Annotated in this window: 4 protein-coding genes; all 4 read right to left on the bottom strand. The window is 66.7% G+C overall.

What is annotated here, in order from left to right:
• Nucleotides 1-3 precede the first annotated feature (3 nt).
• Nucleotides 4-11,307, bottom strand: a complete 11,304-nt coding sequence (locus tag IG196_RS04860) for a filamentous haemagglutinin family protein (RefSeq protein ID WP_192195242.1) — start codon at nucleotides 11,305-11,307, stop codon at nucleotides 4-6.
• 100 nt (nucleotides 11,308-11,407) lie between these two features.
• Nucleotides 11,408-12,427: a FecR family protein gene (locus tag IG196_RS04855; RefSeq protein ID WP_101490939.1), complete on the bottom strand. Its 1,020-nt coding sequence runs from the start codon at nucleotides 12,425-12,427 to the stop codon at nucleotides 11,408-11,410.
• A 99-nt stretch (nucleotides 12,428-12,526) separates the two neighbouring features.
• Nucleotides 12,527-13,045, bottom strand: coding sequence for an RNA polymerase sigma factor (locus tag IG196_RS04850; RefSeq protein ID WP_101490940.1), 519 nt, complete (start codon nucleotides 13,043-13,045; stop codon nucleotides 12,527-12,529).
• 6 nt (nucleotides 13,046-13,051) lie between these two features.
• The gene (locus IG196_RS04845; protein ID WP_101490941.1) at nucleotides 13,052-13,810 is read right to left on the bottom strand and encodes an STN domain-containing protein; all 759 of its coding nucleotides are present in this window, start codon (nucleotides 13,808-13,810) and stop codon (nucleotides 13,052-13,054) included.
• Nucleotides 13,811-13,988: the final 178 nt, after the last annotated feature.

Genomic DNA, 13,988 nt, shown 5'->3' with positions numbered 1-13,988 from the left:
CGCCTAGCGGTCCTGCTGCAGGCGACGACGCTCGTCGCTGCTCAGGCCGGCCCAGTGCTTCGGGGCGATCTTGCGGCCCATGCCCACCACCTGCACGGGGTTCTGCGGGTCGTAGTCGACCTGCGCCCCCGATTGCAGTCCCGACCGCGGCGGCGGCGCGTCGCGCCCTTCTTGTGCGGGCTCGCTGCCGAAGCCGAGCACGCGCACAGTGAAGACCGACGCCAGCGCCTGCCGCGCAGCCGTGCGCTCGCGCTGCACCGCGTCCTGCGCCGCGGCCGTCGCCTGCGCAGCGGCAGCGCTCGCGTTGGTGAGCGCGCCGATGTTCACTGCCGCGATCACCGGCAGGCCCTTGGTCTCGCCCTTGACCTGGATGTTGTCCGCGTTGAGCACCTGCAGTGCCGCGATGTTCAGGTTGCCCGCCACGCGCAAGCCGGCATCGCCGGCGTTCACGGTGCCGCGCGGCGCCACCAGGTCGACGTCGCCGTCGCCCACCGTGCCGATGCCGCTGCCGCTCATGTCCGACTTCTCGCGGATGGTTGTATTTCCGTCCAGATCGGTGACCACCTCGGGTGCCGACGGCACGCGCAGCGTCTTGGAGCCGCGGCCCGCATCGATGTCGCCGTCGGTGGCCCAGATGATCTGGTCGCTGCCCTGCTGGGTGACCTCGGGCACGAAGGACAGGATGCGCGACTGGTTCACCGTGACGTCGTCCTTCGCGAAGATGCCGATGTGCCCTGAGGCCAGCGTCACCAGGCCATAACCGGCCGGCACCGTGGCCCCCAGCGCCGCCACCTGCAGGCCCCCGCCTGGCGTGAGCACGTCGATGTCGCCGCCGGCCATCGTGCGCAGCATGAGCTTGTTGGCCGCCACGTCGCCCTTCCAGTCGTCGCCCGGGAACAGCGTCTTGATGGCCGCGTAGCCGCGGTTGTAGCCGCCGTTGCGCGGCAAGCCGCCGGTGCCCGGTTCGTTCTGGTCGCGCCCCGCTTCGCGCAGCTCGATCAGGTAGATCTGCCGCAGGAACTGCTGCTGCGCGAGCGCAGGCAATTGCTGGAAGCGCGCCCAGGCGTCGAGCGGCGCCAGCGTCTCGCCGGTCATGTCCTTCATGTACGACACGAGGCCGCGGCGCACGGTTTTTTCCTGTCCGCCCGGGCGGGTCTCGACCCGATCGGTCAGGTAGGCCGGGAGCACGCTGCCGTCGGCGCTGGCGCTTTGAAGGTACGAAGGCATGGATGCCACCTTCGACGGGTCGAGGTAGGCGCTGGCGAACGCGCCGTAGCCCACCGCGCCGTTCATGCCCGCCATCACCGTGATCGAGGCACCCTGCTCGGGCAGGCCCTTGATCTGCGTCCCGGCCATGGGGCGGTTGTTCAGGTCATATTGCTGGTTGCCCAGGGTCTGGACCTTCAGGTTGTCGGCATAGACGTCACGCCCGGCGGACAGCACCAGGGTGCCGGGCCCTTGTATCGCAATGCTGCCCGTATCCTCGGGAGTGTTCAGCGTTGCAGCACGCACGTTCGCCATGGCCAGGAAATCGTTGCCGGCCTCCAGCAAGGTCACATCGCTGGCGCGCACGTTTCGCGCATTGACACGCACGCCGCGGATATCGGTCCCGGCGCGCACCCAGGTTTGCTCATTGGTCGTCAGGTCAAGCCCCAGGATGGAACCCTGTCCGGCATACATGCGGCTCGGTTCAAAGTCGCTTGCCAAGGGCAACACATCCGGATTGTTGAGCGAGGTAGCTATGACATGGGACCACATCTGGTTGGCAAGCAACCTTTCCATGGTTTCAGAATCCGAGGCCCCAGTGCCGGGCAAGAACGCGGAAGGCAACATTCCGGGTGTGGCACGCGGCATGGCCAGCTGCGCTTCCAGGTCCCCGCGAATGTCCAACTGCGTAAAAGCTTCGCGATTCTGTGTCGCAAAGCGTATGTCGCCTTGCGCAATGAATTGCACATCATTCGTCGCGGCTGGCATGACCCACAAGGGTCCTTGTATTTCAATGCTGCCGTTCATGGCCAAAGCAGCCATGCGCGCGGGAAAACGATTGCCAGCCGCGCCGATCAGGTCGTCCTGGGCGGTGCTGCTGTAGATCAGGGACAGGTCGTGGAAGATGAACTCGGCTTGATTGACAAACGTAATATTTCCGCCGGTAGACACCAGTTTGAGCGCCGTACGGTCGGTGTAACCGCTCATGTAAGCGCGGTAATCACGTTTCGGCAAGGCACCTGCAACACTTCCGTCGTCGCCATAACGCACAAGGAGGGGGTCTACCACTGTCTGGATGCGCAGGTCACCCGCCGTGCGCACGTTCAAGGTGGCGTCGCCCAGGGCCAGTACCGGCGCCACGGGAAAGGTGTACACACGGCTGTCAGGAGCACCGTCGTTGAATGTGACCGATACCGTGTGGCCCACCGCTGTTTCACCGGCCTTGATGTCACCCGCACCGCGTGCCACGTAGTACTGCCCCCCGCGTATCGCGCCGCCGGCCTCGACCGTCAGGGTGCCGCCGTTGCGCACTTCCATCGCCATCGCTTCGGTGGCCGAGCGGCCGCCGCGCATGCGCATGGTCGTCGGCAACACCACCACCAGGTTGCCCAGGTCACCGCCGGCGTTGACCGTCACGTTGCCGCCACCCAGCGCGCCCACACCCTGTTTGAACGCGCCATGGTTGATCCACCAACTCGATTGCTCGGGCGGCAGCGTCAGAGGACCCCAGGTACCGTCCGGCCGCATACCGTACTCACCACTCTCGTATTCACCGAAGTAGCCCTGCGGGTTGAGGGCACCCTGCCGGTTCAACCACTCCGTAAATCGCTGGCCGGCCGGCTGCGCCACGACGCTGCCCTGCGCACTGATGTCCAGGTTGCCGCCGTCAGTGCCGTAGATCGCGGCTGCATTGGCCGTCGTGAAGTCGCTCCAGGCCGTCATGTCCTTGCGTCCAGCCGTGTAGATCACCGACTCCTTGTGCGCCAGCGTCAGGTCTCTGCCCGCACGCACCTCGAGGTCACCGGTGCCGGTGCGAACCAGCTTGCCTGCGCCGTTGTCTACGGCAGCGTCCGGGTTGGTGTCGGCCGTGCCGACGGTGATGCTGCCGCTGCCCGCGGTTTGCGCCGCCAACGGCTTGACCGCCAGCGTGTGGGCCGAGTCCAGGTCGGCGCCTGCGACCAGGCGCAGGTTCCACGAAGCGCCTTCCTGCAGCTTGCCTGCGCGGTCGGCGGTGTCAAAGCCGTCACTCAAGTGGCCATTGACGACCAGGTTGCCACCAGCCCTCAGCGTGAGCGTGCCTTCCCTTGCGTTGGCAAAGTCGCTGCGCAGGTTCCAGTCGCTGTTCATGGCCAGGTCGCCGGCGCTTTCGATCGTGATGCCGGGCATGACGGCCAGGCTGGTGCCCAGGCGTGCCGCCACAGCGGGCGCCGCAGCGCTGAACTGGTTGGCATCGGCAATTGCAGCGGCCTTGACGGCGTCGACCGTGCTGGCGTTGTAGGTCGCCACGCCTTCGAGCACCGCCGAACGCGCACCGGCAATGCTGACGTTGACGGCGGTGGCGTTGAGGTCGCTGTGAGCCGCATTTTGCTGCGCACGCAGCCTGACCTTGCCGCCTTCGTTGCCGGCCACGTTGATGGCGCCGCCCTGCAGGTCCAGCTGCCCGCCTGCCGCTTCAAGGGTGACGCGGCCGCTGCCAAGCTCACCGGAGGCGCCCGCCAACAGCTGCGCGCCGGCATTCATCGTCACCCCATTGCCGCCGGTGATGCGGATGGCGCCGCCATAAGCGGCCCTTGCATCGACGGTGCCGGCAATCGTGATCCTGCCTTGGTCGGTGGTCAGGCCGAAGTCTTCCACCGTGGTGGTGCCGTCCAGCGTGATATCGCCCTGGCGGATGCGGAACTGCCGTGAGCGGTTAAAGCCCGCAACATTCAGACGCTGGCTGAAGCCGGCGAAGTCCGCCAGCTCGGCAATATCGAGCGAGAAGGCGCCGGCTTTGCCGCCCGTGCCCGCTCGTGCATTGATCGTGCCGTCCAGCACGACGGTGCCGCCGTTGGCGGCCGCAACATTCAAGGCGCCGGCGTTGCCGCCGTCCTTGTGAGCAGCAAGATTCAGAGTGCTGCCGCTATCGAGCCGGACGTCGCCGCCCACCGCCGAGAGCTTGATGCTTCCCGCATCGGCATACGCGGCCACGTCGAAGAACTGTTTGGCAAAGCCGCCGACATCGATCTGCGCGCCATCGCCCAAGGTCAGGCTGCCGGCAGTCGCCGTCATGTCGACGCTGCCGCCAAGCGCAACAGCGCGGCCGCCGAACACAATGCTGGCGCCGGACAGGCTCAGGCGTGAACCGAGGCTGTCCTGCAGATCTTGTGGGGCTGAATCACCCCCTGCTGTTGCCAGGACTTGCAATGCACCGGTGGTGGTGATGCTTTGTGCGGCACCGCCGCGGCCTGTGAGCAGCGGGGTGTTCAAGGTCAGCGCGATGGCGCCGGTGTCGATGCCGCCTTTGCCAGTACCGACGATCTGATCACGGCCACCCAAGGCAATGCGATGGAAGCCGGCGAAGTTCTTCTGGCCCGCCCCCAGGACCAGGGTGGTGGCGTCCAGCGTGAAGTTGCCGGTACCGTTGCCTGTTGCGGCCAGGTTGGCGCCGCTGTTCTCCAGCGCAATCGTGTCGCCCTTGATGACGATGTCGCCGCCATGACCGGTGAAGGCTGCGCCGTCGAAGGTCAACGAAGCCAGGCCCGCCGCACCGAGATCGACCGGTTGGTGGAAGTCAAAGCTCGAGTAGCTGCGCAGCGTCAGGTGTTTGGAGTTGGCCAACTGGGCCAGACCGGCGCTGTCCAGCACCATGCCGCTGCTGCCGCCGCCGAAGCCAATGCGGCCGGCGGCCACCGAGAGGTCAACGCCCGAGATCTGCGCCGATGCTGCAAGCTCCGTGGTGCGCGTGGCGTCGATCAGCAGGGATTCGCCACCGTTCAGGACTGCACCGGCACCGATGGTGACCACACCGCCTTGCGTGGTGTCCACGTTCTGGCGGACGACCTTGATCGCCTCGGCATTGGCCACGCGAATCAACGCACCCCAGTCTTTGGCCGGCGTCATCAGAACATCGTCGGCGGTGTCGGGTGTGCCTTTGCTGTCGTAGACCGCAGCCTGCTGCGGCTTCATGATCAGGTTGCCGCTGCTGCTGGCGCCCGTGCCCTTGGCGCTGACGAGGCTGCCGGCGTCCACGGCGACCTTGTCGGTGGCGGCCAGGATGATCTCCGGGGCGAACAATTCGGAGCCGGTGCCGTTTCTCACGACGATGTCAGTGGCCGTCACGTCGAGTTGCGTGCCCAACAGGTCTCCCTTGCGCGTGCCGCCAACCAGCAGGCTGCCGGCACCGAAATTCGAGAGGCTGGTGGCATCGATCGTGAGGTAGCCGTCTGCCTGCAACGTGCCTGCGTCCTGGCCGGCACCGACGATGGCGATCTTCTTGCCGGCGATGTCGACCAGGCCGCCGCGCCCGCCCTTCTCGGCCTGCGACAGCAGCGTGCCGTCCAGCGTCAGGCGCGTGGTGGCTTCGAACACGACAGCGCCGCCGTCGCGCGACAGGCGCGGGGTCACCACGTCCTGCCCAGTCAAGCGGTATTGCGTGAGCTTGAAGGCATCCGATGAGAAGAAGTCGTTGGCGAAGGCTTCGTTGTATTCGCTGTATTTGCGCAGGGTGCTGCCTGACATGACGCGCCAGACAGAGGCTTGCGCATCTTCGTTGTGGCCGTAGGCGTTACTGCTCCTGCCTTGCATGATGATGCTGCCGTCGCGCGTGGCGAAGCCGGGCGCGGCCTCGCCCGCCCAGGCTTTGCCGGTGGCCTGCACGGCAAAGGCGCCGGGCAGCAGGGCGTAGCGCGCAGGCAGCAAGGTGTACCAGCCGGCCGCCAGGCCGGGGCCACCGGCCAGCCAGATTCGGCTGCCAGCCTCCACACCGCTGACGGGCGCAGTGGCCTGCTGGCCCGGCAGGACGGCATACATGCCGGGCCGCGTCAGCACATCGTTCGAGCCGCCCGGACCGGGAACAAATTCCCAGGCGTACAGGTCACCGCCGCCGGCGATGTCGATGACCGCGCCTTTGGCGAGGTCGACATTCGGCGACTTCATCGTGATCCGCTTCTCGGGCGGCGACGTCAACGAACCGCTCGAGGGATTGGCGCCATCGCTCGCCTTCGTCGGGTCGTTCCAGTGCTCGTTGTTCGACAGCGTCCCGTAGGGCACCATCAGGCCCGCACCCGAGACCGATGTGATGCTGCCAGCGCCCAGCGTCAAACGATCACCGGCCACCAGTTCGATCTGCCCGAACGGGGCCCGCAGCACGCCGTTCTGTTCAATCACCGGCGCCTCCAACCGCAGCGTCCCTCCAGCCGACAAAGGCAGCACGGAAGAATTTCCGGAACGCCCCACGGTGATGGATTCACCGGACAGGATTTTTGCGTTCACGGCGACGGACGGGTAAACCAGGCCGGCGGTGATGGCCAATGCACCGTCCACATCCAGTGTTGCCGCGGCGGCATCCGCAGCCATGCCTGGGTCCACTGCGGCGTTCTTCGCGCTGAAGCGCAGTTCCGACGCATTCAATGACGTTTTCGCAAAGCTGCGAATGCTCGCGGGCCCGAAGGTGGACCCAGGTCCATTGACGCCGCCCACGACATCAATCACGTCCGCGTTCAAAGTCAAACTTCCCGTGCGATGGGCCGTGGCAGCCGGCGCAATGAGGGAAGCAGTTTGTTTGAGCCCGATATAAGCCGCCGCCAGGCTTGCGTGTCCGGATTCCCCGACGGCATGGCGCAGCGTGCCGTCGACCGTGATGCTCCGGTTCGCGGAAAGCTGCACATCACCCAGCTCGATCGAACCACCCTGGGAGGCCAGAGCGAGATTGGCAAAACCACCTTCGGCAAAAGATTGGGGACGCGCCACCAGCAATGAACTCGACGGGGTCAAGGCACGCAGGTCGATGGAGAGTTCGTTCTTGAACAAATCCACGACTTCGTCGCTCATTCCAAGCGCAGCGTAGTCAATTCCGGGCCCACCCTGCCCTGCGCCGGAAGACGCCGTATTGGAAACGACCAACGAATTCCTGGATGCCGAGCCCAGATGGTCAAGCACCGCCTGGGTGATGACCATGGGTGCTTTTTCGCCGGGGTTGTATCCCAGCAGAAGCGCGAAATCGACCCCGACGACGCTTTCCGGTGTACAGAAGGACGAATCGATCTGGCAAAAGGACTGCAGAAGCTTGTCGGCCAGGTTGGTGCTCGCACCGGCGGCCACTTGCTGGATCAACACGGAGCCGCCTTGCGCGCCCGTCCCCCCGGCCTTCCCGACCAACGTGGAAGCAACCAGCCCTTCGCCACGAATGTTGATTGCACCGCCGTCACTGGCCAGCCCCAGCTTTTTGTAGCTGACCCGTCCGAATGCGCCACCTGCCTGCGCCTGTTCAATCTCCCCGCTCGCGCCCGACACGTCGATCAGCGAACCCGCCGCCAGCTGCACATCCGCGGCACGAATATCGACGACACCACCCGACAACACCTTGCCTTGAAGGTGCCCGGTCTTGTCCAGGTCAATCGCAGGGACGCCGCGTGCCAGCAACTGCGCATCCGGCTCCAGCCGGACGGTCTTGCCGCTCAGGTCAATCCGTCCCGCAGGCGCTTCCAGGCGACCCCGTATCGTCAGCGCACCTGCGCCACCTGCAGCCAATGTCAACTTGCCGCCGGTATCGGTCACGATGGATGCACCCGACCCGACATGGATGTCGCCGGCTTCCGTGCCCAGGGTCAGTCCGCCCGGTCTGCGCTCGAGACGCTCCTGCGGGCTCAGCACGGCAATCGGCGCTACCCCGGCAAGGCTCGTGCCGGTCGCCACGTCGTGGTAGGCAAAAGAAGAATTCAAATCGATACCGACCGCCTGCTGCGTCACGGTCGCGCCGTCAGGCACCACGATGCCGCCGTTGCCGCGGACCGCAACCGACACGGTGCCAAAACCGCGGTCGCCAAACAGGTTGGCGGGCAAGGCCACGACCGAGGGATCGTTGCGTGCACCGCCCACTTGCACGGATGAAGGCGTTTCAAGGAACAGGCTGCCGGCGGAACCCGCTGCATACGCACGCAGGTTCAATGACCCCAGATCCGTGTCCGGCGTGACGCCCGTCAAGCTGAGGGAGCCGGCGTTGCCCACACGCAATGCAGGCAAGCCCTTCTTGCCGATATCGATGCGGCCGCCACCGGAAACATCCAATACGGCGTTCTTGTCGGCAAGGATTTTGCCGGCCTTGAGGGTGATGGCACCGCCATCCATGGCCCAAGGCCCGGAGGACCGGCCGTCACGCCAGGCATTGATCCATTGGCCGGAAACATCCAGGCTGCCCTGCGCGCCCATCTCCAGTTGTCCGTAGAGCGAATCAAGGGATATGGAACCGCCTGCCGACCGGACCATGCCGTTGATACGGAGGGTGCCGGTCGAATTTTCACCACCGGTGACAACAAACGAGGTTGCGGGCGAGAACTCGAGTTTGGCCCCCGTGGCCAGCTCAACGTCGCCGTTGATGATGAAGAAATTGACCCGCCCCATGCCCGAACTGCCAAGCATGTCGTCGGACAGAAAAGTTAATTTCTTTGACCTCGGAGTGACGGGGTCCAGGGGAACGTAGAAGTCCGCGCCCAGAGCGGTACCGGCGTTGAATGCATTGCCCAGGCGTTTGGGATCATGGCTGACGATGAGGGTGCCTGGCGACCAGGCTTTGTCCTCTACCCTGCCGCCACCCAGCACCAACTGGCCCCCTTTGTTGCTGGCCGGTTTATTTTGTTGGCGATCACCCGTGATGACACCGCCCCACATATCGCCTTCGAGCACCATGGCGTCACCGGCGAATATCTGAACCGCGCCAGCCTTGCGGCCTTCGGTGTACCCGGCTTCTTTGAAGTCGCCGCCTATCAACGCGCTGCGCCAGGTCGTGTTCACGCCCCAACGCGCATGCGTTTGCGCGAACCGGCCGGCAAGACCCGTGTATTCCATGTCGGGCATGGCGCTGCTCATCGTGTAGATGCCGCCATTGGCGCCCGCGAGTTTTGTGGCGGTGTTCATGCCGTCCGAATAGCGCACCGAACCGCCGGAGATGTCGAGCAGCGAGCCGGCACGCGTGATGACGGCGCCGCCAGCACGCAGCATGATGCTGCCGGCGTCGGCCGACAGCTCCCGGAGGTCGGTCTTGCCCACACCGATCCAGCCGGTCACATCCGCCAGGGGGGTGCCTACCCACTCGCCTGGCATGTCGACCATCTGGCCGTTGCCGTCCGTCCTCTGGACCCACTTCACCCCCGCCATCGGTCCGTTGCCGAACACGCCGTTTTCCCGGCGGTCGACCATCACTTTCTGGCCGCGCAACCAGGAGTTCAGCAGCAGCGGTGAATCGCGCAACTCGTTGATGCGCAACTCCGCCTCGACGAAGTTGCGCGACATCGGCACCAGCATGTCGCGCAGACCCGCCACGCTGAGGAAGGCATCGCTGTCGAGGTATATCCGGCTGTCGTCTCCCGCACTCTGCAGCACGCCTCTGAACAACGGGTTGGTCGCCGTTTCGATGTTGATCTTGCCTGCGGGCGCCAGCACGCCGGCTTTCGACTGGATGTCGATCAGCTTGCCGTACATGCCGATCCAGCCCGGCTGGTAGCGGGTGCCCAGCGCGGACGCTTCGATCTCGCTGGTGTCGGTGGCGTCCGGCATGATCTGCGTCACGCTGCCACTGCCCAGCGTCAAGGTGCCTGCCGACCAGTTGTAAAACCGGTCAATGTCGCTGCCGTACTCGCGTGTCCCCAAACCCCAGGCACGCAACTGGATCGAACCATTGCGGTTGTTCAAAGCGGTGGTGGACAGCAACACGCCGTTCTGGCGAACGTCCTGTGCCTGCAGGGTGATGTTGCCCCGATCGGCCTGCACGACGCCGTTGTTGACCACTTCGTAACCCACCGCCTTCGCGCGCGCGGCCATTTCCGGCATCACGACATCGCGCACGCCGATGGCGTAGGGATAGGGGACCTGCGACAAACCAAGCGCGGCATTCAAAAACGAACTATTCAATGCCCAGCCCGGCACTGCCGACACGGCAACGTCCAGCCCGCGCACCGGATTCGGGTCCTGCGCCGAGGGGGTTTTGAGGTAGACGTTTTCGCCGGCCGCCAGGATGACCTGGCCGTCCGGCGCAGAGAGGCGCCCGGCATTGCTCACCTTGGGCGCGAAGAGCATGATCTTGCCGCCGCTGCTCACACTCAGCCCTGCGCCTGGCGCGACCGTGACGGCACCGGGCGGCAAGCCGGGGTCAAATCGATCGACCTCACCGAGGCGGTCCGGCACAACACCGTTGCCCGGAACATAGCCGCCGACCTGGCTGTAAACCCAAGGCTTGTGCGCGGTGAATTCCCCGAATTGCGGAACAGGGTACTCAGCGCTCTGGTGCTCCATCAGCTGCGCGTTGTTGATGCCCAGCTTGAATTGCTGGTCGGTCAGGCGCAGCGAGCTGGCGACCAGGCTGCGCGTGTTCACCTGGCTCGATCCATTGAAGACGATGCCGTTGCGGTTGATCAGGTACACCGACCCGTCAGCCTGGATCTGCCCGGCGATCTGGCTGGGCCTGCCGCTCGGGTCGTTGATGCGGTTCAGCGCGATCCAGCTGTTGGTGCCGTCCTTCACGTTGCGCCCCTTCGACTGGTCGAACTTCACCGTGGTGTTCTTGCCCACGTTGAAGCTCTCCCAGTTCAGGATCGCCTTCTCGTCGGTCTGCTCGATACCCACCACCGTGCGCCCGCCCGCGGCCGTCTGCACCGGCGCCTTGGCATTGAGCCAGCCGGCCGTCAGGCTGTGGGTGTCGACCTTCAGGCCGCCGTCGGCCAGGCCGTCGGGCACGTCCGAGGCACCAGCCAGCGCGGCATTGCGCGCCGCCTCCTGGGCGGCCTGCTGTGCGGCGATGCCGCGGGCGGCCAGGTTCAGGTTGTCGATGGAGCGCTGCAGCTGGGCGTTGTCACGCTGTTGCACGGCCAGCGGGTTGGTCAGCATCGATGCCGGCATGCCGTTGGGCAGGCGGCCCGTCGCCGAGGCGGTGTTCTGCATGGCACTCTTGTTGGCAAACCAGGCGCCGCTGAAGGCCTGCTGGGCCTGGGCATCCATCAGCAGTGCGCCGTTGGCCGCCAGCGTCATGGCAATGGCGCGCGCGATCGGCGCCATGCGAAAGCGCCGCGCCTGCCGCGGGTTGCGCGCCTTCGTTGCGTGGATCGGTGTGAGGGGCCCGCGTGTGCTCATGAGTCGTGTCCGCCGGAAAGTTGAGTCGATGCACTACGACGAACGGCCGCCCCACGACCCCGCAACTTATTTTTCAGGCCGCGCACCACGGCCGTCCGATTCAGCTGAGAACGGTCAACCCGCCCGGCAACGAACGGGCGTCGAGATCGAAGGCATGCTGCAGCTGCGCGAGCGCCAGGTCGAGCGATGCGATGTAGAAGCTGCCGGTGACTAGGCGGCTGCGCGCGGCCGTGTTCATCAGCACGACGCGGCCGCGCCGGTAGCGGTTGATCTCGTCGAGCACGTCGGACAACCGGGCCTGCGTGAACACCAGCTCGCCCTTGCGCCAGGCCGACAGGTTGGCGGCGCCGATCAGCGCCACGCTGCTCACCGACGTGCCGTCGTACACCGTCTGCTGGCGCGCGCGCAGCTCGCGCGCGCCCGCGGGGTGCTCCACGCGCACCGCGCCTTCGATGCAGGTCACGCACACCTTGGCGTCCAGGTAGCGGACCTCGAAACGCCCCGACTCGGCCAGGCTGCGGCCGGCCCCGGCCACGACGCCGAAGGGCCGCGCGCCGCTGCCGGACGACAGATCGAACGCGGCCTCGCCCTCGAGCAGGTCGACGCCGGTCGTCCGGCCGTCCACCGTGCGGCGCCGGATGCGGGTCTGGGTGTTCAGCGTGACCTGCACCCGCTCGGTGAGGCCCACTTCCAACTGCTCGCCGGTGGCGGTGCGGTAGTCGGCACCCCACCCCGCCGGCGCGGGCCACAAGCCCGCGGGCGGATGGAACAGCGCCACGCCCGCCACGCCGGCCATGGCCGCCGTGCCCGCTGCCGCACCGAGGAAGGCGCGGCGCGCGAGCACCGGCCTGGCCAGATGCCGCGCATGAAACGCCGCCGCATCGGCATTGCCGCGAAGCACGCCGGCAGAGGCCGGACCGAGCACGGCCCATTGCGCCCTGGCCTCCCTGAAGACCGACGCGTGCGCCGGGCTGCGCGCCAGCCAGTGCTTGAAACGCTGGGCGTCCTGCGGCTTGACGGCACCCGAATGAAACAGGCGCAGCCACTCCCAGGCCTCGTGCCGCGTCGTGTCGGCCGCGAGGGCGGGATCGTCGGCGGGGGCCGTCAGGGGGTCGTGCATCACGGCCGCGGCCCTTCTTCGGGGCCGCGGCCCGCTGCGAGGACCTGGGTGATTCGATGTTTCACTGCGTACGACGAACGGGCCGCGCCGATCCCGCAACTATTTTTTGTCATGGGCCATCCGGGCACTCAGGTAGTCGTGCGCATGCTTGAGTTCGTATTCGACGGTGCGCAGGGAAATGTCCAGCCGCCGGGCCACTTCGGGCTGCGTCAGTCCGTCCATGTGCACGAGCACGACGACCTCGCGCCGCCGCGCCGGCATGCGGTCCAGCAGCTTGACCACGGCGTCCAGCTGCGAGCGCGCTTCGGCGATCCGGGCCGGACCGGGCGCCGTGTCGGCCAGTTCCATCAGCGCGTCGATCTCGTCGAACGGCAGGTTGCGGCTCTGGCGACGCTGGATGTCCAGCGCGATGTTGAACGCCATGCGCACGAGGTAGCCGCCCGGCCGCTGGATCGGTTCCTGTTCGCTTCCGCCCTGGTCGTTCACGCGCAGCCAGGTGTCGTGCAGCGCGTCCTCGGCCAGGTCTGCATTGCGCAACGCGCGGCCCAGCTGGCGCTTGAGGGCGTCGTAGTGCCTGGACAGGTAGTCCATGAGCACGGGGCGGACGTCTTCGGCCATGCTGGATCAGGACGGCGCGCGGCCGGCCGCCTCGCGGCAGCGCGTTCCGCCGCGCGCATCGGTGGGCAGGATGAGCAAGGTCAAAGGCTGCGGCAGGTCTGGCGGCGGCGCATGCGCAAGGCGCACGCCCCGCAGAACCTCCAGCATCTCGGCGTCCCGGGCCGCGTCGCCGGTCAGGCCGAGCAGGCGCGGCCGGCGCAGCTGGCCCGCCTCGTCCACCTCGAAGCGCAGCAAGGACCGGTACGTTCCCGGCCGCGTGCGCGCGTTGTCGCACAACGCGTCCCAGACCCGCGCCTGCAGCAGGCTGGGGTAACCCGCGAGGCTTCCAAGGCTGGCCGCGCGCGGGGCCTCCGCCCGAGCCTGCGCCGGCCTCAGCGCGAGCGTGACGGCCGAACCCGTGCGGACCTTTTCGGCCACCAGGCCCGTGCCCTCCAGCAACAGGTCAAGCGCGGCGTCGGGGGCGTAAAGCCCGCGCACCGCAGAGGACGTCAGCTCGGCCAGGATTTCGCTGCGAAAGAGTGCAGGCTGCCGCGTGACAGCGGCATAGCGCTTGAGCGCATCGGCCAAGGGAAGCGAGGGAATGTCGAAATCCAGTGCTGCGTCACCCGTGCGGGGCAACGCGCCGGCCGGGGCCTCGCCCTCACGCAGCGGCGATGCAGGTCCGTCGGTCGCGCAGGCCGTGCCGGCCGCCCAGGACAGCGCGAGCGCGCAGAGTGCGACGCTGCGGCCTGTGGCGCCCGCGAACCCAAGGTGCACGTCGCTCACCCCCGAGGCGCGACGATGCCGCGCGCATCGTCACGCCCGCCGTGAGGATGCGAAAGCCATGGCAGGGAGAAAAGTCGAGTCGGCAAGGAATGCACGCCAGTCGGGAAACTTGCATGCTGTCACCGGCGTGTGACGGTCTCGTTGCAACGTCAGACTTTCGTACGCCTCGGCGCGTGGC

The sequence above is a fragment of the Variovorax sp. 38R genome, assembly GCF_014843395.1.
GTDB lineage: Bacteria > Pseudomonadota > Gammaproteobacteria > Burkholderiales > Burkholderiaceae_C > Variovorax > Variovorax paradoxus_H.
This window is presented reverse-complemented; position numbering and strand designations above follow the sequence as displayed.